Below are 23488 nucleotides of genomic sequence, written 5' to 3' on the forward strand. Positions count from 1 at the left end.
CCCACATAGCTCACACCCCCGGCGCCTCCTTTCTTGAACCCCCCCGCGGCCGGCGTGACCCCGGGGGGGCCGGCCCCGCGGGCCCCCGGGCCCCCCCCGTCCGGCGTTAGATTGTGTCGTACTGACGAAAAGGGGAGAGCGATGGACGAGCAGAGCGACCGGGTGATCACCGACGTGGCCGAGGAATGGGAGGTCCGGGCGACCGGAACGCCGTTCCAGGGCAAGGTCACCGGCGTGCGCAGCGAGGAGGTCCGGATGCCCGACGGCAGCTGGGCCCGCCGCGACTACCAGACCCACCCGGGCTCGGTCTCGGTGCTCGCCCTGGACGACGAGCAGCGCGTCCTGATCCTGCGCCAGTACCGCCACCCCGTGCGCCAGCGGCTCTGGGAACTGCCGGCCGGCCTGCTCGACGTCCCCGGCGAGAACCCGTGGCACGCCGCCCAGCGCGAGCTCTACGAGGAGGCGCACTGCAAGGCCGGCACCTGGCGGATCCTCGCCGACTACTACACCTCCCCGGGCGGCACCGACGAGGCGCTGCGGATGTTCCTCGCCACCGACCTGTCGCCGGCCGAGGGGGAGCGCTACGCGGCCGAGGGCGAGGAGCAGGAGATCGAGGTCGCCTGGGTGCCGGTGCCGGAGCTGATCCGGCTGATCCAGGCCGGGAAGCTGCACAACCCGACCCTCGTCACCGGCACCCTCGCCGTGCACGCCGCGCTCACCGGCCCGGACGGGCCGGACGCGCTGCGCCCGGCGGACTCGCCCTGGCCGGCCCGGCCCTTCGAGGCGTGAACGAACCTCCCGGTTGATTCGCCCGGGTGATTTGCCGGTTCGTACGACCGGATGTCACCTCGGACGAGCCGGACGGTCGAACTACGCTTCGCAGACAGGGCGCCCGTCCCGGGCCGCCTCCGCTGAGCACCGGGCGCCAGGTCCGGATTCCGAGCGCCGGATTCCGAGCGCCGGATGCCGAGCGCGGCACGACGTCGGGAGTGGCACGGGTGGCGAGGAAGACGGCGACGATGGACCCCGGACCCGACGCGCCCGCCGGCGCCGTCCCGGGCCTGGACCGGCTCCCGGCCGGGCCCACGCTGTTCGTCGGGCGGCGCGCCGAACTCGCCGCGCTGCGGGCGGCCGCCGCCCGCCCGGCGAGCGGCCGCTGCCCGGTCCTGGTGCTGGCCGGGCGCCCCGGCTCCGGCCGGACCACCCTGGCCGCGCGCTTCGCCCGCACCGTCGCGGCCGACTACCCGGACGGCGTGCTGTTCGCCCGGCTGTCCGCCCCGGACGGCGGGCGGGTGCCGCCCGCGCGGGCCGCGCGCCTGCTGCTGGAGCAGCTCGACCCGGACTCGGCCGTGCCGCTGCCCGGGGCGGTCGAGGACGGCCGGGACGAGCCGGGCTGCGTCGCGCTGCGCGAGGCGCTCGCGGGACTGCGGGTGCTGCTCGTCCTGGATGACGTGCGCGACGCCGGACAGGTGTGGCCGCTGCTCGCCGACGAACCCGGCTGCCTGGTGCTCGCCACCACCGCCGGGCCGCTCACCGGCATCGAGGACATCGACCCGGTGATCCTCGGCGGGCTGGACCGGACGGCCTCCGGTGAACTGCTGGCCGACCTGGTCGGCGGCACCCGGATCTCCTGCGACCCGGTCGGCGCCGCCGACCTCGCCGAGGCCTGCGCCGCCCGGCCGGCCGCGCTGCGGCTGATGGCGGGGTGGTTGCGCGGAAACGCGAAGACCGCGGTCACCGACGCGGCGCGCGAGCTCACCCGGGTGGTGGGGGAGGGGACGGCCGCCGCGGCGGGGGGCGCCCCGGGCGCCAAGGGCGCTGTGACCGACGCCTCGAACGGCACGTCGAAGGGCATGCCGAAGGACGAGCGGCGGGATGCGTCGAAGGACGGCTCGAAGAAGGGGACGGAGGCGTCGGCTGCGGGGCGGGCCGCTCCGTCGGCGAAGCCGTCGAAGGACGCGCCGGGGAAGACACGGGGGCAGGCGCCGGGGAACGTGTCGAGGAACACGTCGAGGGGCGTTCCGGCTGACGCCCCCGGGAGCGTGCCGGAGAAGAAGGGGGAGGAGCGCGGGACCGCGCCCGGTGTGGAGTCGGCGGGCGATCCGGCGGCCTGGGTGAAGCCCGGACCGGAGCCGGCCGAGCCGGTGCCCGTCCCCGACAACGACCCGCTGCTCGGTGCGTTCACCCTGCTGTACCGGGGTCTGCCGGCCGCCCAGGCGAGGATGCTGCGGACCCTCACCCTGGCCCCGGCGCAGACCGCCGACCCGCGCACCGCCTCCGCCCTGGTCGGCTGCCCGGTGCCGGACGCGGCCGCGACCCTGGCCGCGCTGGCCGAGTGGGAACTGCTCGGCGAGGAGGCGCCGGCCGCCGACGGCACCCCGCGCTACCGGGTGCCCGGTCGGCTCTACCCCCGACTGGTCCGGCTGCGCGAGCAGGAGGACCGGCCCGCCGAGACCGAACTCGCCCGGGCCCGGCTGCTGGAGCGGCTGGTCCGGCTCACCGAGGCGGCCCGCGCGCTGCTCGACCCGTCGGATACCCCCGCTCCCGATCCGCTGCCGGCCGTGCTGCGGCTGCGCTCGGCCGAGCACGCCCGCGGGTGGCTGCTCGGCGAACGGGAACTGCTGCTCGGCGCGGTGGCCGACGCGATCGGCCAGGGCGACCTGGACGGCTCGGCCGGGCGGCTGGTCACCGCCCTGCTGCGGGCGCTGCCGTTGACCGGCGTCGCCGCTCCCGCCGACCTCTACCGGCTCCACGAACTGGTGCTGACCGTCGCCGAGCGCAACGGCCGGCCCCGCCGGGCCTCGGCCGCACTGCTCAACCTCGGCGACCTGCAGGTCTCGGCGGGCCGCTGGGAGCAGGCCGCCGCGCACTACCGGGCCGCCCTGGAGCACGCCCGGAAGGCCGACGACGAACCCCTCTGCGCGCGCGCCCTGGAGGGCGCGGCCGGTTGCCACCGGGCGCTCGGCGACGCGGTGCGCGCCGCCGACTGGTACGGACGGGCGCTCGGCCTGCGGCAATCGCTCGGGGACCACGCGGCCGAGGCCCGGCTGCTGACCCGGGTGGCCGAGGCGCACACCGCCCAGCGCCGCTTCGACGAGGCGGACCGGGAGTACCGGGCGGCCCTCGCGGTGCTGCGCAGGCTCGGCGACGAACGCGCCCGGGAAGCCGTCGGGGCGGCCCTCGCGGACCTGCGGGAACGGGTCGACGCCGGGTGGTGATGGGCCTTTCGGAGGTATTGTCGAAGATGCCCGGTTACGACGTCTTTGGCGGGTAAGTCGCAGGGGAAGCCTACGAACCTGCCAATGTGTGCGGGAAATTTATTCACTTTGGAAGGCTGACACGCCGACTGGGCTTCATTACACTCGGACCTAGTCGCGCAGCGATCCCCGCCCCGGGCTGCCCGGAGGCTTCCCCACGTGCGCGTCGCCCACCGGTTTTCGCCGGTCGGGACCCCCATGGCAAGAGGACGTGTTCAGTCGTGAAGGTCGGCATCCCCCGCGAGGTCAAGAACCACGAGTACCGCGTGGCCATCACGCCCGCCGGCGTGCATGAGCTGGTCCGCAACGGACACGAGGTCTACATCGAGGACAACGCCGGTCTCGGCTCCTCGATCCCCAACGAGGAGTACGTGGCCGCCGGCGCCTCCATCCTCGCCACCGCCGACGAGGTGTGGGCCACCGCCGACCTCCTGCTGAAGGTCAAGGAGCCCATCGCCTCCGAGTACCACCGGCTGCGCAAGGGCCAGACCGTCTTCACGTACCTGCACCTGGCGGCCGACCGGGCCGGCACCGACGCCCTGATCGCCTCGGGCACCACCGCCATCGCCTACGAGACCGTGCAGCAGGCCAACGGCGCGCTGCCGCTGCTCGCCCCGATGTCCGAGGTCGCGGGCCGCCTGGCCCCGCAGGTCGGCTCGTACCACCTGATGCGTCCGGCCGGCGGCCGCGGCGTGCTGCCCGGCGGCGTGCCCGGCACCCACCCGGCCAAGGCCGTCGTCATCGGCGGTGGCGTCTCCGGCTGGCACGCGGCCACCATCGCCATCGGCATGGGCTACGACGTGACCCTGCTCGACCGCGACATCAACAAGCTGCGCGAGGCCGACCGCATCTTCGGCACGAAGATCAAGGCCATCATGTCCAACTCCTTCGAGCTGGAGAAGGCCGTCCTCGATGCCGACCTGGTCATCGGCGCCGTGCTGATCCCGGGCGCCAAGGCCCCGAAGCTCGTCACCAACGAGCTGGTCTCCCGCATGAAGCCGGGCTCCGTGCTCGTCGACATCGCCATCGACCAGGGCGGCTGCTTCGAGGACTCGCACCCGACCACGCACGACGACCCGACCTTCCAGGTCCACAACTCGGTCTTCTACTGCGTGGCCAACATGCCGGGCGCCGTCCCGAACACCTCCACCTACGCGCTGACCAACGCCACGCTGCCGTACGTCATCGAGCTGGCGAACCGCGGTTGGAAGGAGGCGCTGCGCCGTGACCCGGCGCTCGCCAAGGGCCTGAACGTGCACGAGGGCCAGATCACCTTCCCGGCCGTGGCCGACGCCTTCGGCCTGGAGTCGGTCTCCCTGGAGAGCGTGCTCGCCTGAACCCCCTGACCGCACGGCGGTCGTTCGCCCCCGACCCGATCACTTCGGGTCGGGGGCTTCGCCGTGCCCCTGAACAGCGGGTGGACCGGGTTGGTCGCTCTGTCGTCAATTTCCGGCGGTCGCGTCACCCGCTCGCAGAAACGATGGGGTCAGCGACCCACTCAACCCTTGACAGCGGCCCGCCTGATAGTCGACACATCCTGCCCACTACCGTGGATTGTGTTGCTGCGAACGCCTTGAACGGCCTAGAGTCGCAAACCGTCGGCATGCTGCCACGCTGACGAATCGACATAGAGTCCTGGATACCCAAGGAGGTAAGACGACTTGTGAATGAGTCGACAATTGCTCCCGGGGGTGGTCAGCCAGGACTGGCGGAGCACACCGCCGGCCAGCCGAGTGTGGAGCCCGGGGCCCGGCAGCCCTCCGTGGGTTCGGCCGAGGTCGGCTCGGTCGCACTCCGCACCTTCGAAGCACGCCAGAACACAGCACAGGTGACCACGGTGACCGATCACGACGCCGACTTGGCGGCCTACGGCCTGGCCTACGGCGAGTTCGCCTACGGCGCCTACGACGACCCCGACGCCGAGTACGAGCCGGACCCGGAGTACGCCGCCACGCTGGCCCCCGACGCCGCGCGCCAGCGCCGTGAGCGGGTCGGCCCGACCGGCCGCCCGCTGCCGTACTTCCCGATCCCCGCGCCGGTCGCCGAGCACGGCCCCGCCCAGATCATCGCCATGTGCAACCAGAAGGGCGGCGTCGGCAAGACCACGTCGACCATCAACCTGGGTGCGGCGCTGGCCGAGTACGGCCGCCGGGTGCTGCTCGTCGACTTCGACCCGCAGGGCGCGCTCTCGGTCGGCCTCGGCGTCAACCCGATGGAACTCGACGTCACCGTCTACAACCTGCTCATGGAGCGGGGCCTGACCGCCGATGAGGTGCTGCTGAAGACCGCGGTGCCCGGCATGGACCTGCTGCCGTCCAACATCGACCTCTCCGCCGCCGAGGTGCAGCTGGTCAGCGAGGTGGCCCGGGAGTCCGCGCTGGCGCGCGCCCTGAAGCCGCTGCTGCCCGACTACGACTACGTCATCATCGACTGCCAGCCCTCGCTGGGCCTGCTGACGGTCAATGCACTGACGGCCGCTCACAGCGTGATCGTCCCGCTGGAGTGCGAGTTCTTCGCGCTGCGCGGTGTCGCGCTGCTGACCGAGACCATCGAGAAGGTGTGCGAGCGGCTCAACCCCGAGCTGCGCCTGGACGGCATCCTCGCGACCATGTACGACTCACGCACCGTGCACAGCCGTGAGGTGCTGGCGCGGGTCGTCGAGGCGTTCGGCGAGCACGTCTTCCACACCGTCATCGGGCGGACCGTGCGCTTCCCGGAGACCACCGTCGCCGGTGAGCCCATCACCACGTACGCCACCAACTCGGTCGGTGCCGCCGCCTACCGCCAGCTCGCCAGGGAGGTGCTCGACCGGTGCCGCCCCGCCGAGTGAGTCTCCCGGGTGCCGACGAGCTGTTCCGGACCACCGGCGGGATGGCGCTGTCGCCGTCCCTCGCGCCGCGTCCGGCCGCCGAGGCATCCAGACCGGAGACCGCGCGGACCGTCAACGGCCAGGACGGCGCCGAAGGCGTCGAGTCCGCCCAGGGCCTCCGGGGGGCGCAGGGTCCCCAGGGTTCCCCGGGCTCCCAGGGCGACCGGCAGCTGACGGCGGAGCAGCAGTCGTCGGCCACCGTGCCGGCGTCCGCGCAGCCGCCCGGTCAGCGGTCGGGCGGGGTCCAGGCCGCGCCGGGCGCACCGGCAGGCCGGGCGCACGCGGGTGCCACCGAGGAGCAGAACGGTGCCGCCGGGCGCGCGCGGCCGCGCGGTCGCGCGCCGCGCCGGCCCAGCGGGCGCGAGCGGCACGACGAGAAGATCACCGTGTACGTGTCCGCCGAGGAGCTCATGGACCTGGAGCACACCCGGCTGGTGCTGCGCGGCGAGCACGGCCTGGCCGTGGACCGTGGGCGGATCGTCCGGGAGGCCATCGCGGTCGTCCTGGCGGACCTGGAGCAGCGGGGCGAGGCCTCCATCCTGGTCCGGCGCCTGCGCGGGCGGTAGGGCGCGGTAGATCGCGCCAGGGCGCGGCGCGCTGTGGTGTGGCGCAGCAGGGCAGGGCGCGGTACGGCAGGGCGCGGTACGGCGCGGCACGGCAGGGCGGGTCCGGCGGTGATGCGGACCTGGCGGCGACAGGGCGGCCCCGGTGGGGACGCCGAGGGGGGCGCCGAGGGGCCTCGGGCCCGGTGCCGGAGGCCGCCGGTGTGCGACCTCGGGCCGAGCGTCGACGGTCGGCCGAGGGCCATGAGTCGCGTTCATGAGGTCGTCGTCCCGGGTGGGGCCGTCGGCCGGTGCCGACTGTCATGAGTCGGGCTCATGGGGTGCTGGCGGGTGGGCCGAGGGCCCGGATCGCGGACCGACGGTCATGAGCCGCGTTCATGGAGACGCCGCCTCGGGATTTCGAGTCGCCTCGGCAGGCACTCCGATCGGGTGCCGGGGGGCATGAGCCGGGCTCATGGGGCCCGCCGACTCGGTCGAGGGCCGTGGAGGGCACTGGAGGGCCGTTTCCGGGCCCGTGGGTCCCCGGGCCCGGGCCGGCCGGGGCCGGGGCCTGTGCGCCGGGCTGAGGGCCGTGGACGGGGCTGCCGGGCGGCGTGTCGAGGGGCCCGGGGCGGGGCGGGCCGCCGGGACGGGTGAAGATGGACCGTCATGCCGAGCACCGCCGAACCAGCCGAAACCACCGCGAACGCGACCGAGAACGGGTCCCGGGGCGGGTTCCGGGTGCGGCTGGAGAACTTCGAGGGCCCCTTCGACCTGCTGCTCAGCCTGATCGCCAAGCACAAGATGGACGTCACCGAGGTGGCGCTGGCCACGGTCACGGACGACTTCATGGCGCACATCCGGGCGATGGGCCCGGACTGGGACCTGGACGCGGCGACCGAGTTCCTGGTGGTGGCCGCCACCCTGCTCGACCTCAAGGCCGCCCGGCTGCTGCCCGTGGCGGAGGTCGAGGACGAGGAGGACCTGGCCCTGCTGGAGGCCCGGGACCTGCTGTTCGCGCGGCTGCTGCAGTACCGGGCGTACAAGCGGGCGGCGTCGCTGTTCGGCGAGCGTTGGGCCGCCGAACAGCTGCGGCGCCCGCGAACCGTCGGGCTGGAGCCCCGGCACGCGGAGCTGCTGCCGGAGGTGGTGATCACCATCGGGCCGCAGCGGCTCGCCGAGCTCGCGGCCAAGGCGATGGAACCCAAGCCGAAGCCGGTCGTGTACGTGGACCACATCCACGCCCCGCCGGTCAGCGTCCGGGAGCAGGCCGGGCTGGTGGTCGGGCTGCTCACCGAACTCGGCGAGGCGTCGTTCCAGCGGCTGGTGGCGGACGCGCCGGACACCCTGGTCGTGGTCGCCCGCTTCCTGGCGCTGCTGGAGCTCTACCGGGAACGGGTGCTCGCCTTCGACCAGCCGGAGGCGCTCGGGGAGCTGCGGGTGCGCTGGGTGGCGGAGGAGGGCCGGGGCGCGGTCGAGGTCACGGACGAGTTCGACCGGCCCGCGGGAGAGGCCGGGGCGCAAGCCGGGGCGGGAGTCGGAGCGGGAGTCGGGGCGCAAGCCGGGGCGGGAGTCGGGGGAGGGGCCCGGGGGGACGTCGTCGGGGACGTTGTGGCAGGAGCCACGGGCGAGGTGGAGGAGGAGCGGCGATGAGCGGCGGGAACGAGGGCGGGCGCCCGGTGCGGCGCCGGCTGGGGCTGCCGGGGCAGCCCAGGGCCGAGGAGTGGCTGGAGCCGGCCTTCGAGCTGCTGCCGGACCCGGTGCCCGGCCCGGTGCCCGGCCCGGTGCCCGGCCCGGTGTCGGACCCGGTGCCCGGCCCGGTGTCGGAACCGGTGCCGCCGGTGGAGGGCGCGGAGGGTGGGGACGCGGTCCAGCCGGTCCAGCCGGTCCAGCCGGTCCAGCCAGGGCCGGTGGTTCGGCCGGTGGAGCCGGTGGTGCAGCAGACGTCGGGTCCGCCGACTTCCGGCGCCGAGGAGCAGCCCGGCCCCGCGCTGCCGATCGCTCCCGGGCTGCGGGCCGAGCTGGAGGCCGTTCTGATGGTGGTCGACGAACCGGTGACGGAGGAGCGGCTGGCCGGGGTGCTGGAGCGGTCGCGGACCGAGGTGGCCGCAGCGCTGCGCGGACTGTCCGCCGAGTACACCGACCAGGGCCGCGGTTTCGACCTGCGGCTGGTGGCCGGCGGCTGGCGGTTCTACAGCCGGGAGACCTGTTCCGCAGCCGTCGACCGCTTCCTCCTGGACGGCCAGCAGGCCCGGCTCACCCAGGCCGCGCTGGAGACCCTGGCGGTGGTCGCCTACCGGCAGCCGGTGTCCAGATCTCGGGTTTCCGCCGTCCGCGGTGTGAACTGTGACGGCGTGATGCGTACCCTGGTACAGCGAGGACTGGTGGAAGAGGCCGGATCCGAGCCCGAAACAGGTGCGATCCTGTATCGGACGACGAACTACTTCCTGGAACGGATGGGGCTCCGCGGCCTGGACGAGCTGCCGGAGCTCGCTCCCTTCCTGCCCGAGGTCGACGACGTGGAAGCGGAGTCCCTGGAGGGCACGATGATCGCGGAGGCGGTCGCCGCCGCTGCCGCGCAGGCCGCGGACGGCAGTGGCGAGGCCGGTCGGGCCGGGCCCGATCGGTAGGGGGCGGTGAGGTCGGCCGAAACGACCGCACATCCCAGACGGAACGACGTACGGACACTTTGATGCGTAGCAGTGGCAACGGCAGGAACAGCAGCGGCGGCGGGAGCAGTCGCGGCGGACAGGGCGGGGGCCGGGGCGGCGGCTCCTACGGCGGCGGCAGCGGTAGCAGCAGCAGCCGCGGCGGCTCGGGCGCGCGCGGGGGTTCGTACGGTGGTGGCTCCTACGGGGGCGGCAGCCGCGGTGGCTCGGGTGCGGGCTCGCGCGGTGGCTCCGGCTCGTTCGGGCGTGACGACCGGCGTGACGACCGCCGGGACGGTCCCCGCGACGGTCGCCGTGACGACCGGCGCGACGACCGGCGTGACGACCGGCGTGACGACCGCCGGTACCCGGACCGTCCGCTGCGGCCCGAGGAGCGCAAGTACGACCGCCCCGAGTACGGCGGCGGCCCGAACGCCACTCCCGCCCGCGGCGGCTACGCCGGCCGGCGCCCCGGTCCGGCCCCGCGTCCGCGTCGTGAGGGCCAGGGCGCCCCGGGCGACCCGCGGCGCCAGCCGCAGCGCTCGCGCGAGCTGCAGGCCAAGATCGAGGACGCCGTCCTCGCCCGGCACGACAAGCCGGCCGTCAAGCTCCCCAAGACCTTCGGCGAGCCCGAGGGCGAGCGCCTGCAGAAGGTGCTGGCCCGGGCCGGTGTCGGCAGCCGCCGCGCCTGCGAGGAGCTGATCGAGCAGGGTCGGGTCGAGGTCAACGGCAAGCGCGTCACCGAGCAGGGCAAGCGGGTCGACCCGCAGAACGACGAGATCAAGGTGGACGGCCTGACCGTCGCCACCCAGTCCTACCTGTTCTTCGCGCTGAACAAGCCGGCCGGCGTGGTCTCCACCATGGAGGACCCGGACGGCCGCCAGTGCCTGGGCGACTACGTGACCAACCGGGAGACCCGGCTGTTCCACGTCGGCCGCCTGGACACCGAGACCGAGGGCATCATCCTGCTCACCAACCACGGCGAGCTGGCTCACCGCCTCACCCACCCGCGGTACGGCGTGACCAAGACCTACCTGGCCGCGATCCAGGGCCCGATCCCCCGTGACCTGGGCAAGAAGCTGGCCCAGGGCGTGGAGCTGGAGGACGGCTACGCGCGTGCCGACAGCTTCAAGGTCGTCTCCAACGTCGGCAAGAACTACCTGGTCGAGGTGACCCTGCACGAGGGTCGCAAGCACATCGTCCGCCGGATGCTGGCCGAGGCCGGCTTCCCGGTCGAGAAGCTGGTGCGCACGCACTTCGGCCCGATCGCCCTGGGTGACCAGAAGTCGGGCTGGCTGCGCCGTCTGACCAACCCGGAGGTCGGCCAGCTGATGCGCGAGGTCGGTCTGTAGGCCGTCGCCCTCGCCCGTCCCTGAGGGGCCCCCGGTCGCCGTGGCGCGGCCGGGGGCCCCTCTGCCGTGCGGGGCGTGCCGGTGCCGGGCGACCCGGGGCGCGGGGTGTCCCGGGACGCCGGATGTGCCGGGCCCGGGGTGTCCCGGGAGCCGGGTGTGCCGGGTCCGGGTGTGCCGGGCAGGGATGTGTCGGGTGCGGAGCGTGTCGGCGTACGGGGTGTACGGGTCGTGCGGGTCGTGTGAGTCGGGACGCAACCGCTGGTCACGGCCTTGTCAGCGTCATGATCCGTGGCAGAGGATGGCCACCGGGCCACCACCCGTCGTGTGGCGGGACCGCGCCAGCACGGGCGCCGGTGGGGCGGATCACAGGCGAACAGGGGGAACGGCGTCGTGTCCGATGCACCACTGGGGCGGGCCAGCGGGAAGGCCCTCGGCACACTGGGACTGGCCACGCCGGACGGGCAGATGTACGCGGCGCTGGTGGCCAATCCGCAGTCCACCGCGGAGGAACTGGCGGAGAGCTGCGGCCTGACGCTCCAGCAGGGCGTGCGCGCCCTGGACCGGCTGGCGCAGCAGGGCATGGCCACCCGGGCACCGGTGGACCGGCAGCGCTACCTGGCGGTCGCCCCGGACGTCGCGATCGGCACCCTGATCGGCCACCGGGAGTCCGAGCTGCGGCAGGCCCGGGCCGAGATGCACCGGCTGATGGACGCCTTCCGGGAGGCCTCGCGCTACACCGACCCGGCGCACTCGGTGGAGGTGCTGACCGGTGGCGAGGCGATCGCCCAGCGACTGGAGCACATCACCGAGACCAGCCAGTACCAGGTGCGCGGCTTCGACCGCCCGCCGTACATCCAGGACCCGGTGGCGCCGATGACGCTGCAGCGGCGACGGCTGCGCGAGGGCGTGAAGTTCCGGACGGTCTACGACCGGGAGGCGGTGGCCTGGCCCGGGCGGCTGGAGCGGAACATCCTGGTCGGCGTCGCGGACGGCGAGGAGGCGCGGGTCCGGCCCACGCTGCCGATGAAGATGATCATCTCGGACGACCGGATGGCGATCATCCCGATCAGCGTCGGCGACAGCGTGCTCGACGCCGCCTACGTGATCCACCCCTCGGCGCTGCTCCAGGCGCTGGACACGCTGTTCGAGGCGGAGTGGGAGCGGGCCGTCCAGCTGCAGGCCGCGATCGGCACCGGGGACGAGTCGCCGGAGCCGGAGGCCGACCACCGCAAACTGCTGGGCCTGCTGGCGGCCGGGCTCACCGACGAGTCGATCGCCCGCTCGCTCGGCTGGAGCGCCCGGACCACCCAGCGCCGCCTGCAGAGCCTGATGCGCGCGCTGGGCGCCACCACCCGCTTCCAGGCCGGAATGGCGGCCCGGGAGCGGGGGTGGCTGTGAACCCGGCCCCGGGGTTCAGCTCCAGGGGGTGAGGGAGGCCCAGCGGCCGTCCGGGCCCCGCTCGACCTTCTCCAGCCCGACCACGGCGGAGCGGTTCAGCCGCCCGTAGATGTGCGGGAACAGCACGTCGGGGGTGGCCCCGGGCGGCGGGGCGCCGTGCGGGGCCTCCCACTTGACCATCGGCTCCACCATCGACTCCTCGATCAGCAGCACCATCAGCGGGTCGGGGGTGTGGGCGAAGAAGGCGTTGGCCACCGCGAGCGCCGTCCGCTCGTCGGCCGAGCAGTGGATGAACCCGTCGGTGAGCAGCGAGGCGGTGGCGTACGGGCGGCCGGGGTCGGCCAGCCAGTCGTCCAGGGGGGCGAGGTGGAGGATCATGTTTCCTTTTCTACCCGTTGTCTCCGGTTTGGTCCTGAGCGGTCGTCATCGGCAGGCCGTCGGCGGCGAGGTTCGGGGATCGGAGGGCGACGGGGTTCGCGGGGAGGTGGGGTTCGGGGGCAGTGGGGTTCGGGCTCCGGGGCAGTGGGGTTCGAGGCAGTGGGGTTCGGAGGGCGGTGTCGCCGGCGCGCGGCTCAGAGCCCGGCCACCTTGGCGGAGGCGGAGACCTCGTACACCAGGGTGAGGGTGCGGCGGGCACCCGGGCCGAGCGGGACGTCCCAGCGGACGATGCCCTCGGCGTCGAAGGCGTCCGGCGCCGGGGAGCACTCCTCCTTGCGCAGCCGGACCTCGACCGCCGACACCTCGGAGACCGGCACCCGCTCGCGCACGGTGACGATCCGCTCGTCGTGCTCCTCCGGGCCGGAGAAGCGGGACAGGTGCAGCCGCACCGTGCGGGTGGTGGTCTGGCGGCCGGTGAGGCCGGCGGTGGCCTGGCGCTCCTCGGTCTCGCGGACCACCCGGTAGCCGTCCGAGCTGCCGAAGGAGAGCTCGGCATCGGCACCGGTCGCGGTGAAGCGCAGCTCGCCCCGGCCGGTGAAGCCGCTGCCGCGGACCAGTTCGACCGGACCGGCCAGCAGCGGGTGCCCGGCCGCGTTGCGGAACCGGACCACCTGGGTGACCAGCGGGGACAGCTCCGGGGCGCAGGCGTACTCGCTGCTCGCCGGGCCGGTGAAGGCACCGAGCGGCACCCGGTGCGCCCGCCCGTCCGAGGGCACGGTCGCGGGGGCGGGCGCGGGTAGCACCCGGACCTCGCCGCCGTCGTCCACCCCCGGGACCCCGGAGGCCGGCCCGAGTTCGCTGATCGCCTCCTCGCGCAGTTCGACCTCGACCGTGCGGCGCTCCTCGTCCGTGCGCTCGCGCAGCATCAGGACGTCCACCGCGACGGCCGGCGGGTCGGTGGCGAGGGCGGAGCGGGCGGTCGAGAAGGTGAGCCGGGCGTTCGTCCAGTCCTCGCCGGTGCGCTGCCAGACCACCGCCTCCGACTCCACGCGCAGGCCGTCGTCGTCCAGGGTCGCCCGGTAGGAGGGGCGCCAGAGCGCGCAGGGGACCAGGTGGGAGACGGTCAGCCCGGCCGGGCCGGGCCGCGCCGCCTCGACCGTGAGGTCCAGGTGGGCGGTCAGTGCCGCCGGGTCCTCCTCGGCCTCGTCCAGGGCGGTCAGCGCCTGCGAGCGCTCCTGCTCCAGGCGGCGCAGCCGGGAGTGGGTCGCGCGCAGCTCCTCGCCGTAGCGCTCGCGTTCGGCGTCCACCCGGTCCAGCTCGCGGGACCAGCGGGTGCGTTCGAGCTCGCCGCTGCCGGCGCCCTCGCCGACCTCGCGGAGCAGGTCGGCCGAGAGCTGGGCGAGCAGGGCCAGCCGCGCCTCCAGACGGGCGCGGGTCTGGTCGGCGAGACGGCTCTCGGTGCCCAGCCGGTGCAGCAGGTGGCGCAGGTCGGAGTCGTCCGGGCCCGGCGGCAGCGGCGCGCGCGGAGCCCAGGTGCGGACCACCCGGGCGTCCAGGACCCGCACCCCGGGGGTGGTGGACTCGGCGCGCAGGGTGCGGTCGACGGCCAAGGCGGTGAGCGGGCCCAGGCGCAGCCGCTGGACGCCCACGGCGAGGTCGACCGTCGTCGTGCGTTCCACCTGGCTGCGGTCCTCCAGGCAGGTGACCGCGGTGACCGGGAGGGCCGCCCTCGTCGCTCCGATCGTGTCTCCGGTCATGGTCAGTTCCTCCGGTTTCCGCCGACGATGGCCTTTCCGGCCGGGATCTTGATCTGGTACCCGCCGTCCAGCTCGGTGCTGCCTCCCGGCGGCAGGTCGACCCGCCAGAGCCTGGTGCTGGGCGGGCACTCCGGCGTGGAGACGGTCGGGGCGTGCCAGTCGGCCCGCTCCTCGATCCGGATCTCGGCGTCGGAGGTGACCGGCACGCGCTCGCGGACCTCGACCGTGACGGCGCGGCCGAGCCGGTTCGCCAGCCGGACGTGGACCCGGTGGTCGAGCACCGTGCTGTTGCCCTTCAGCATGCCCGTGGCGGACTCGCGCAGCTCGGTGCGGCGCGCCACCTCCACGCTCTCCGTGACGCCGGTTCCCAGACGCCGCACGCCGCCGGGCGCCAGGGTGGGCAGGGCGGCGGTGAGCAGGAACTCGTCGTCCACGGTGACCTCGACCGGGCCCGCGAGGACGGCGCGGTCGGTGCGGTTGGCGAGCACCAGCGTCGCGTACACCTTCTCCTCGACGGCGGGGACGGTGACGTACTCGGGGCGGACGGTGAGCGGGATCTCGCCCACCGTGACGGTGTGCCAGGTGCCGTCGGACGGGATGTCGGCGGGCGCGGCGGCGTCGAAGCGGTGGTCGAAGGAACCCGCCGACTCGCGGGGCGGGACGGCGTGGCGGGGGAGGGGGAGGCGGCGGATCTGCTCGCCCGGGTTGCCGCCGGGCAGGACCCGGCCCAGCTCCTCGCGCTCGACCCGCTCGGGGCGGGGGTGCAGGGCGCCGCGCCGGGTCGCGGGCTCGTCGGGGCCGGCCAGGACGAGGTCGGGGTAGTCGAGCAGGGTGGCGTTCGGGGCGAAACCGGTGGTCGCGGGGGGAACGGCGAGGGCACTGCGGCGCTTGCGGAGGGTGCGGCGGGCCTCACCCGGCGGGATGCCGCCCGGGGCCTGCGGGACGGCGCCCTGGGCCTGGGGAGTCGGTGGGAGCGGAGCGGCGACGGGCGCCGAGAGGGCGGGCGGCGGGCCGCCGTAGCCGGCGAAGCCACCCGGGGCGGGCGGGGGCGCGGGCATCGGCTCGTCGGCGCTCAGGGTGCCGCCTCCCCCGAAGCGGGCGGAGGGTGCGGGCGGGATGTCCTCCGCCGCGGCGAAGGCCTCCGGGCGGGGGCCGGACGGGCGGGCGCCGCCGAGCCGGGAGCCGATCGAACCGGGGCCGGCGAGGCGGGCGGCCCGGGGCGGGACCGGGGGCGGGACCTGGGCCCCGCGGTGGCCGTCGGGGCGGGCCCGGCCGCTCGGGGACGGCGCGTCGGCACCGGCCGCGTCGTAGCCGGTGAAGAGGTCGGACAGGCCGGCCGGGGGCTCGCGCCAGCCGGACGGCGGCGGGGCGGGCTGGCTGCGGCCGATCCGCAGCGAGGCGAGCCGGGGCAGGTCGGTGCGGCGGTCGAGGTCGGCGGTGGAGAGGGCCAGGCGCACGCCCGTCCAGTCCTCGCCGGTGCGCTGGGCGATGCCGGCGCGCAGGACGAGGTGACCGGTGTCGGAGCCGCTCCGGTAGGACAGGCGGTAGGCGGGCACCCAGCGGGCGGCGGGGACGCCGTACTCCAGTTCGAGGTCGAGGGTCGCGGTGTCGTCGCCGGAGGCGGTGCCGTGGGGGACGGTGCCGTGGAGAGCGGCCCGGGTGCTGCCGGTGGTGAGGGTGAGCAGGACGGTGGCGGCGGTCGCGACCGGCTCGGCCCGCTCGGCGGTGGACGCCCGCTCCAGCCGGTCGACCGCCAAGTCGCGCTCGTGGTCGGCGAGTTCGACCTCCCGGTTGAGCTCCTCGGCGCGTTCCTGGAGGCGGGCGAGCCGCTCGTCGACGAAGTCGGCGAGCTCCAGCCAGGCCTCGGCAGGCGTACGGCGCAACGGCTCCTCGGGGCGCTGAGGCGGCGGCACGGCGCGCAGCGCGGCGGTGTCGGCGATCGCGGACAGGACCAGTCGGCGGCGCTCGGTGAGCACGCTGAGACGCTCCGTCGCCTCGTCCAACTCCCTTTGGAGGAGCGGCAGTTCATCCGGCTCGCGGAGTTCGGCGAGCTGCTCCAGCCGGGCCTCGGTGACCACCGTGCCGGCCGGACCGGCGAGCACCCGGGCACGCAGCGAGCGGCCGTCCAGGGACGTGGGCAGGCCGGTCAGCCGCAACCGCCCGTCGCGGGGCACCGGGACGGTGGCCCGGCGTCGGCACACCGCGCCCTCCGCGTACACCACCACGGAGTCCAGGGCCGATGGGTGGGCCGGTACGGCCGACGGTTTCGTCTGCCCCGTCCGGCTGCTGTGCTGGTCGTCCATGCGCAACCCTTTCGTTCGCGTGTTGCCTGCCGCGTGCCGCTCGTCGTGACGCGCGCGTTGCCGCTGCCCGGTCGTCCGGGCGTCTGGCCGTCCGTTCGTGCGTCTGGCCGTTCGTCCGTGCGTCTGCCCGGTCGTCCGCTCGGTCGTCCGTCCGCTCGTCCGTGGCTTCCCGGGCGGCCAGTCTGCCCGCCCCCGGCGTGGGCGGCGCCGGATTTCCGGGTGCGGCGTGTGCACTGGGTGGGACGGGGGCGGGCGCGCCGTGGTTGCCGGTGCCGGGAACTGCCGGGAAGTGCCCCCGTGGTTGCCGGGCGGCAGGTGGGGACTTCGGCGCGGCGGATGAGGGAGGATGGGGCGCGGGTGCTCCCGGACGGTCCCGGCACCTGTCGAGCAATCGTGATGAGGAGAGCGACCCGCCATGCGCACTGCCGTCGTCGTCGGCACCGGACTGATCGGCACCTCCGCCGCGCTCGCCCTGACCGCCCGCGGCCTGACCGTCCATCTGGAGGACGCCGACCCGGACGCCGCCCGCACCGCCGAGTCGCTCGGCGCCGGCACCACCGAACCGGTCGACGGCCCGGTGGACCTGGCGGTCATCGCCGTCCCGCCGGCACTGGTCGGAAAGGTGCTCGCCGACTGCCAGCGGCGCAACCTGGCGCACTGGTACACCGACGTCGCCAGCGTGAAGGCCGGCCCCGGCAGCGAGATCGCCGCGCTCGGCTGCGACACCGTCCACTACATCGGCAGCCACCCGATGGCAGGCCGCGAGCGATCCGGCCCGCTGGCCGCCCGCGCCGACATCTTCGAGGGCCGCCCCTGGGTGCTCACCCCGACCCCCGACACCGACACCGAGACGCTCAACGCCGCGCTGGAACTGGTCGCGCTCTGCGGCGCGATGCCGATCGTGATGGACGCCGTCGAGCACGACCGGGCCGTCGCCCTCGTCTCGCACGCCCCGCAGCTGGTGTCCTCGCTGGTCGCGGCCCGGCTGGAGAACGCCGACGAGACCGCCATAAGGCTCTCCGGCCAAGGCGTGCGCGACGTCACCAGGATCGCCGCCTCCAACCCCGGCATGTGGGTCGACATCCTCTCCGCCAACGCGGGCGCGGTCGCCGACGTCCTGGAGGCGGTCGCCCACGACCTCGGCGAGACCGTCACCGCGCTGCGCGCCATGGAGGCCGCCGAGGAGGGCGAGCGCAGGGCCGGCGCCACCGGGATCGAAGCCGTCATGCGGCGCGGCAACACCGGCCAGGCCCGGATCCCCGGCAAGCACGGCGCGCCGCCCACCCGGTACGAGACCGTGGCGGTCGTCCTCGGCGACCAGCCGGGCGAGCTGGGCCGGCTGTTCGGGGAGGTCGGCGACGCCGGGGTCAACATCGAGGACGTCGTCATCGAGCACTCGACCGGGCAGCAGGTCGGGTTCGTCCAGCTGTCGGTGGCGCCGACGGCGGTCAAGCGGCTGGTGAAGGCGCTGCGGGCGAGCGGGTGGAGCGTGCGGGACTGACGGGACTGAGGTGCGGGCGGGCGCGGGCGCGGGCGCGTCGGGGTGTGCGTGCGGGGCCTGGGCGCGTAGGGCTTGCGGGGTTCGTGCGGCTTGTGCGGCTCGGTTCCGGATCGGGTGCCGATCAGGTGCGGATCGGGTGCGGATCGGGTGCGGCAGGGGCTCTGCGCAGCGGGCCGCCCGGGGGCCGGGTGGGCGGCGGGCCGGGGGCCGGGTGGGCGGCGGAGTCCGTGACGGCGGCGGTCCATTAACCTTGAGGGAGACAATCCCCCGGCCGTCCGCCTGCGCAGGCTTCGGCTCCCATGCTCAGAGATGAGGTTCGCCCCCGTGGACACTGCCGACCGAGCGCACGCCCCGGTCGTCGTCGCCATCGACGGACCCTCCGGCTCCGGCAAGTCGACCGTCTCGCGGGCGGTCGCCGCCCGGCTGGGCCTGAGCTTCCTGGACACCGGTGCCATGTACCGGGCGATGACCTGGTGGATGCTGGCCAACGAGGTCGACGTCGACGACCCGGACGCGGTCGCCGTCGCGTGCGGCAAGCCGGTGATCGTGTCGGGCACCGACGCCGACGGCCCCACCATCACGGTGGACGGCCAGGACGTCTCCGGCCCGATCCGCGGCCCCGAGGTGACGGCGCAGGTCAGCGCCGTGTCCGCGGTGCCGGCGGTGCGGGCCCGCCTGGTCGAGCTGCAGCGCGGCTGCGCCGAGGTCGCCGAACGGGGCATCGTCGCCGAGGGCCGGGACATGGGGACCGTGGTGTTCCCGGAGGCCACCGTCAAGGTCTTCCTGACCGCCTCCGAGAAGGCCCGGGCCGCCCGCCGGGCCGCCGAACTGCGCGCCAAGGGCGTGGACGAGGCGACCATCACCGCGATGGCCGCCGACCTCGCCCGCCGGGACGCCGCCGACTCCTCCCGGGAGACGGCCCCGCTGGCCCAGGCCGCGGACGCGGTCCTGGTGGACACCAGCGACCTCACCCTGGAGCAGGTGATCGACCGGATCGCCGGGCTCGTGGAGGAGCGGGCCGGGATGTCCTCGGTCTGACCGGCGGCGACCGCCGGTCCGGCCTTCGGTCGGGCCCGACTGCTGCTGACCGGCGTGGCTCCTGTCCGGCGTGGCCGCTGCCCTGCCTGGCTCCTGTTGGGCCTGGCCCTTGTCCGGCCGGGTGCCGGTCGACCACGGTCGGGGCCGGCAATGCCGGGCTCGACCACCACTGAGTGAACCGCGGGCCGTCAAGGCGTCGCGGAGACAACAATCGCGCTGCCCCGAGCGGGGCAGGTACGCACGGCACGCCCCTGGGAAGGGCCGGGCCGGGAAACGGAACAGACGAACATGACCGCAGAGCACTCCACCGCCGATCACGGCGGGCTGGACGCCGCCGACTACGCCGAGTTCATGGCCCTCGCCGCCGAAGAGGGCCTCGACATCGACGGCTTCGACGCCGAGGACGGCCTCGACCACGTCCGACTGCCCGTGCTGGCCGTGGTCGGCCGCCCGAACGTCGGCAAGTCGACCCTGGTGAACCGCATCATCGGCCGCCGCGAGGCCGTCGTCGAGGACAAGCCGGGCGTCACCCGCGACCGGGTCACCTACGAGGCCAGCTGGAACGGCCGCCGCTTCAAGGTCGTCGACACCGGCGGCTGGGAGATCGACGTCCTCGGCATCGACGCCATGGTGGCCGCCCAGGCCGAGCTGGGCATCGAGCAGGCCGATGCGGTGCTGTTCGTCGTGGACGCCAAGGTCGGTGCCACCGACACCGACGAGGCCCTGATCAAGATCATCCGCCGGGCCGGCAAGCCGACCGTCCTGTGCGCGAACAAGGTCGACGGCCCCTCCACCGAAGCCGAGGCCGCCTACCTGTGGTCGCTGGGCCTCGGCGAGCCGTACCCGGTCTCCGCCCTGCACGGCCGCGGCTCCGGCGACCTGCTGGACGCCGTCATGGACGCGCTGCCCGAAGCCCCGCCGCAGACCTTCGGCGACGCCGCCCCCGGCGGCCCGCGCCGGATCGCGCTGATCGGCCGGCCGAACGTCGGCAAGTCCAGCCTGCTGAACAAGGTCGCCGGCGAGGAGCGGGTGGTCGTCAACGAACTGGCCGGCACCACCCGCGACCCGGTCGACGAGATGATCGAACTCGGCGGCAAGACCTGGAAGTTCGTGGACACCGCCGGTATCCGCCGCCGCGTCCACCTGACCGCCGGCGCCGACTTCTACGCCTCCCTGCGCACCTCCTCCGCACTGGAGAAGGCCGAGGTCGCGGTCGTCCTGGTCGACGCCAGCGAGACCCTCGCCGAACAGGACACCCGGATCATCTCGATGGCCGTCGAGGCCGGGCGCGCCGTCGTCATCGCCTACAACAAGTGGGACCAGCTGGACGAGGAGCGCCGCTACTACCTGGAGCGCGAGATCGAGCGCGACCTCGTCCAGGTGCAGTGGGCCCCTCGGGTCAACGTCTCGGCCAAGACCGGCCGGCACATGGAGAAGCTCGTCCCGGCGATCGAGACCGCGCTGGAGGGCTGGGAGACCCGCATCCCGACCGCGCGCCTGAACGCCTTCCTCGGCGAGCTCGTGGCCGCCCACCCGCACCCGATCCGGGGCGGCAAGCAGCCGCGCATCCTGTTCGGCACCCAGGCGGGCACCCGTCCGCCGCGCTTCGTGCTCTTCGCCTCGGGCTTCCTGGAGGCCGGCTACCGGCGCTTCGTCGAGCGCCGGCTGCGTGAGGAGTTCGGCTTCGTGGGGACGCCGATCTCGATCTCGGTGCGAGTCCGCGAGAAGCGCAAGAAGAAGTAGCAGTAACGGCAGTCGTCGTTGGCGGGAGGAGTCGGTCGGCCGACTCCTCCCGGAGGGCCTCGTCACGGTGGTGACGGGGCCCTCCGGCGTTTCCGCGGGGCGGAGGGGCGGAGGGGCGAAGGGGGGAAGGGCCGGGGGGAGCGGGGGTGGAGGGAACGTGGGTGGAGGGGGGTGACGGCGAAGGGCGGTGGCGAGGGCCCTCGGTGTTGCGCGTGACGGAGGGGCGGGCGGGGCCGGTGTCAGTGGCGGTCGCCGTTGCGGCCCGGGGGGAGGGAGAGCATCTGGCGGTGGCGGCCACCGGTGGACGGGGCGGTGGCGAGCCCGGTGGCCGTACCCATCACCGGGGAAGGGGCGGGCGGTGCGGGCGGTGCGGGCGCGGGTACGGACACCGGGTGCGGGAGCTGGCCGAGGTAGCCGGCGGCGACCCACCCCTGACCGTTGGTGAACTGGGCCGCGCCGGTGGCGGGTTGGGCTGCGGACGGGGTGGTGGGGGGAGGGGGCGGTGCGGCGTGGCCCAGGCTGTCGTCGGCGGGGGCGGCGGGTTCGGGGTGGGGTCCGACGCGGGTGCCGTTGCCGTTGCCGTGGGCGTTGTGGTGGGTGCTGTGGTGACCGTGCTGGCCGTGTTGGTGGGCGGTGGCGTGGCTGCCGCCGTGGCCGGCGTGGGTGCCATGGGTGCTGTGGTGACCGTGGTGACCGGAGGTCGAGCCGGCGCCGTGCGGCTGGGCGGCCACGAACTGGGGGAGGCCCGGGACCTGGCCCGTGAGGGCGTGGAAGGCCTGCTGCTGGGACGTCGGGTACGGGCGCTGCTCACCGAGCAGGGGATAGCCGTCGCGCACCGCGAAGCCGGTGAACACGAGGTCCTCCTCGCCCGAGCGGTCGCCGGGCAGCGCGCGGAAGAGGCGTCGGTACTCGGAGTACAGCTCGTCGTAGATCGGCGTGGCGGAGTGCGGGTGTTCGGCGTCGTACGACGGGCGCATGCCGGGGATCGAGCGGGGGGCGGTGGCGGAGCGGCCGGGGGACGCGGAGACGTCGTAGCTGTACACGTAGGGCCAACGAGCGAGAGGGGGCGGGGGATGCGGGGCGCTCATGCGGGGGCGGGGGCGGGGCGGGGCATGCGTGGGGCTCATGGGTGGCGCACATGAGCGGCGCTCATGGGGGATCGTGCGTCACGTCTCATGAGCCGGCCTCATGGGGAGGGCATGAGCGGGACTCATGGCGGGGCGGTCAAGAGCGGCGCTCATGGGGGTCGGGCCTCTGCGCCCATGAGCGGGCCTCATGCGTGGTGCCCATGAGCGGGCCTCATGCGTGGTGCCCATGAGCGGGCCTCATGCCGAGCACCCGTGCGGTGCGAGTCCGCGCCGGAGGCGGCCCGAGAAGTGGAGGGAGGGGCCGCCGTCCGGTGCGTACGGGGCGGGGCGGATCAGGTGCCGGCGAGCGGGAGGGAGGCGGCGACCACCTGGCCCAGCGCCACCGCCCGCTCCAGCGCCAGGCGCAGCAGGTCCTCGCGGGGCTGGCGGCCGACCATGCCGGCCGGGACGGCGTACATGGTCACCTCGGAGAGCTGGCTCGCCGCCATCCGCCAGGCATCGGTGACCTGGAGCGGCTGGTGCGCCTGCCACCAGCCGGTGCTGCCACCGGCTGCGGCGGGCTGCAGGATCGCGTGCAGCTTGCCCATCGCGACCAGGACCGACCAGCCGGGGAGTTGCTCCGGGGTCTCGTCCAGGTCGGTGACGGGCTGGAAGCCGGCGTCCTGGAGGAGGTCGAGGAACTCGTCCTCGCCGGAGGTGCTGCCGGGGCGGCCGACCGGGCCGGTGGGCTCGACCACCAGCGAGGCGTGACCGACCTTGTCGTGCAGGACGAGCCCGCAGGTGATGCCGAGGATGGCGGCCTGGCCGGGGGCGGGCGCCTGGGGCACGGCTTCGGCGGGGACGCCCGGGCCGGGCACCGGGGGGGTCGGTGCGAAGGGGGCGTTCGGCGTGGGGACGGCGAGTTCCGGGGCGTCGGGCCCGGCCTGGCTGATGCTGCGGACGGCGCCGGCCAGCTGCTCCTCGGAGACCGGTACGACCTGGGAGGGGATGCAGCGGGCGTGGGCGAAGGCGAGCACGGCGGTCTCGTTGCCGACGAACAGCACGGTGCTGGTGGGTTCCACGTGGGTGTCGCCGGGGGTTCGGCAGGAGGTGCACTCGTAGCTGTCGGGGGCGCGGTCGCCGCCCAGTAGGCGGTCGGCCTCGTCGTCGCCGATCTCGGACCGGACCTCGTCGCTGACGTCGAGCATGCGCGGCACAGGGTCTCCTCGGATGGATGCGGATGGGGCTTCGGGGGCGGACACGGGGAGGTCGACATGCCCAACGGGCCCTTGTGTCAGGCGTCACGGGTGCCCGTCGAGGCTGACGGGAATTGCCTCGGATCCGACCGCGCCGCGTGTTCTCGTGGTCGCAATCTGTCGATGTCGGTGACGGGACTGCCGGAATGAAACGGTGAGGTGGGTCACGCGGCGGCGATGTTTGGTCTGGGAATCAACGGCCAAACCTGACATTTCGGTCATAAATGTATGGGTCTTACCGCCGGTAACCCTTGGCTGAGCTGGGGAGACCGTTCAAGTTTTGAAATCCCCACCGATCGGCTCGTAGCTTCTTGGTCGGCGCAACGAGCGCCACCCGGGCTCACCCCCGACGCACGGCCCCCCGGTCCGCCGGGCGTGG

17 protein-coding genes are annotated in these 23488 nt (G+C 74.5%); 12 read left to right on the forward strand and 5 right to left on the reverse strand.

Annotated features, from left to right (window positions below; translation table 11 throughout):
- Positions 1–141: 141 nt before the first annotated feature.
- From ACFV0O_RS04115 to ACFV0O_RS04155, 9 genes are all read left to right on the forward strand, one after another.
- Positions 142–789, forward strand: a complete 648-nt coding sequence (locus ACFV0O_RS04115; protein WP_360261444.1) for an NUDIX hydrolase — start codon at positions 142–144, stop codon at positions 787–789.
- Positions 790–1019: 230 nt separating this feature from the next.
- The gene (locus tag ACFV0O_RS04120; protein WP_380336066.1) at positions 1020–3218 is read left to right on the forward strand and encodes a tetratricopeptide repeat protein; all 2199 of its coding nucleotides are present in this window, start codon (positions 1020–1022) and stop codon (positions 3216–3218) included.
- Positions 3219–3478: 260 nt separating this feature from the next.
- A complete protein-coding gene (ald, locus tag ACFV0O_RS04125; protein ID WP_380336069.1) occupies positions 3479–4594 on the forward strand; it encodes an alanine dehydrogenase in 1116 nt (371 codons plus the stop codon).
- 425 nt (positions 4595–5019) lie between these two features.
- Positions 5020–6087, forward strand: a complete 1068-nt coding sequence (locus tag ACFV0O_RS04130) for a ParA family protein (protein ID WP_030245868.1) — start codon at positions 5020–5022, stop codon at positions 6085–6087.
- On the forward strand, positions 6084–6692 hold the full coding sequence (locus ACFV0O_RS04135; RefSeq protein ID WP_380336073.1) for a hypothetical protein: 609 nt from the start codon (positions 6084–6086) through the stop codon (positions 6690–6692). Before ACFV0O_RS04130 ends, ACFV0O_RS04135 begins: the two co-directional genes overlap by 4 nt.
- A gap of 645 nt (positions 6693–7337) precedes the next feature.
- Positions 7338–8321: a segregation and condensation protein A gene (locus tag ACFV0O_RS04140; RefSeq protein WP_380336076.1), complete on the forward strand. Its 984-nt coding sequence runs from the start codon at positions 7338–7340 to the stop codon at positions 8319–8321.
- 383 nt (positions 8322–8704) lie between these two features.
- Positions 8705–9298: an SMC-Scp complex subunit ScpB gene (locus ACFV0O_RS04145; protein ID WP_380336662.1), complete on the forward strand. Its 594-nt coding sequence runs from the start codon at positions 8705–8707 to the stop codon at positions 9296–9298.
- Positions 9299–9360: 62 nt separating this feature from the next.
- Positions 9361–10668: a pseudouridine synthase gene (locus ACFV0O_RS04150; protein WP_380336078.1), complete on the forward strand. Its 1308-nt coding sequence runs from the start codon at positions 9361–9363 to the stop codon at positions 10666–10668.
- 390 nt (positions 10669–11058) lie between these two features.
- Entirely contained in the window at positions 11059–12066 is a 1008-nt protein-coding gene (locus tag ACFV0O_RS04155) for a helix-turn-helix domain-containing protein (protein ID WP_380336081.1), read from the forward strand.
- 15 nt (positions 12067–12081) lie between these two features.
- Here ACFV0O_RS04155 and ACFV0O_RS04160 read toward each other — a convergent pair whose 3' ends face one another.
- The 3 genes from ACFV0O_RS04160 to ACFV0O_RS04170 form a co-directional block, all read right to left on the reverse strand.
- Positions 12082–12444: a DUF952 domain-containing protein gene (locus ACFV0O_RS04160; protein WP_360261423.1), complete on the reverse strand. Its 363-nt coding sequence runs from the start codon at positions 12442–12444 to the stop codon at positions 12082–12084.
- A 194-nt stretch (positions 12445–12638) separates the two neighbouring features.
- Complete coding sequence (locus tag ACFV0O_RS04165) at positions 12639–14201, reverse strand: DUF4139 domain-containing protein (protein ID WP_380336085.1); 1563 nt, start codon at positions 14199–14201, stop codon at positions 12639–12641.
- 2 nt (positions 14202–14203) lie between these two features.
- Positions 14204–16504 carry a DUF4139 domain-containing protein gene (locus ACFV0O_RS04170; protein ID WP_380336087.1) on the reverse strand — a complete coding sequence of 767 codons (2301 nt, stop codon included), beginning with the start codon at positions 16502–16504 and terminating at the stop codon, positions 14204–14206.
- Between the two features lie 415 nt (positions 16505–16919).
- On the opposite strand from ACFV0O_RS04170, the gene ACFV0O_RS04175 reads away from it, so the two are divergent.
- From ACFV0O_RS04175 to der, 3 genes are all read left to right on the forward strand, one after another.
- Positions 16920–18005, forward strand: coding sequence for a prephenate dehydrogenase (locus ACFV0O_RS04175; protein WP_360261414.1), 1086 nt, complete (start codon positions 16920–16922; stop codon positions 18003–18005).
- 309 nt (positions 18006–18314) lie between these two features.
- A complete protein-coding gene (cmk, locus tag ACFV0O_RS04180; protein ID WP_380336090.1) occupies positions 18315–19043 on the forward strand; it encodes a (d)CMP kinase in 729 nt (242 codons plus the stop codon).
- Between the two features lie 288 nt (positions 19044–19331).
- Positions 19332–20786, forward strand: coding sequence for a ribosome biogenesis GTPase Der (gene der / locus ACFV0O_RS04185; RefSeq protein WP_360261409.1), 1455 nt, complete (start codon positions 19332–19334; stop codon positions 20784–20786).
- Between the two features lie 239 nt (positions 20787–21025).
- On the opposite strand, the gene ACFV0O_RS04190 is transcribed toward der, so the two are convergent.
- Together ACFV0O_RS04190 and ACFV0O_RS04195 are read right to left on the reverse strand one after the other, a co-directional pair.
- Positions 21026–21829: a hypothetical protein gene (locus ACFV0O_RS04190; RefSeq protein WP_380336092.1), complete on the reverse strand. Its 804-nt coding sequence runs from the start codon at positions 21827–21829 to the stop codon at positions 21026–21028.
- A 377-nt stretch (positions 21830–22206) separates the two neighbouring features.
- Positions 22207–23070 carry a hypothetical protein gene (locus tag ACFV0O_RS04195; RefSeq protein ID WP_380336095.1) on the reverse strand — a complete coding sequence of 288 codons (864 nt, stop codon included), beginning with the start codon at positions 23068–23070 and terminating at the stop codon, positions 22207–22209.
- Between the last annotated feature and the right edge of the window lie 418 nt (positions 23071–23488).

It is taken from the genome of Kitasatospora sp. NPDC059577, from assembly GCF_042735475.1.
Lineage (GTDB): Bacteria > Actinomycetota > Actinomycetes > Streptomycetales > Streptomycetaceae > Kitasatospora.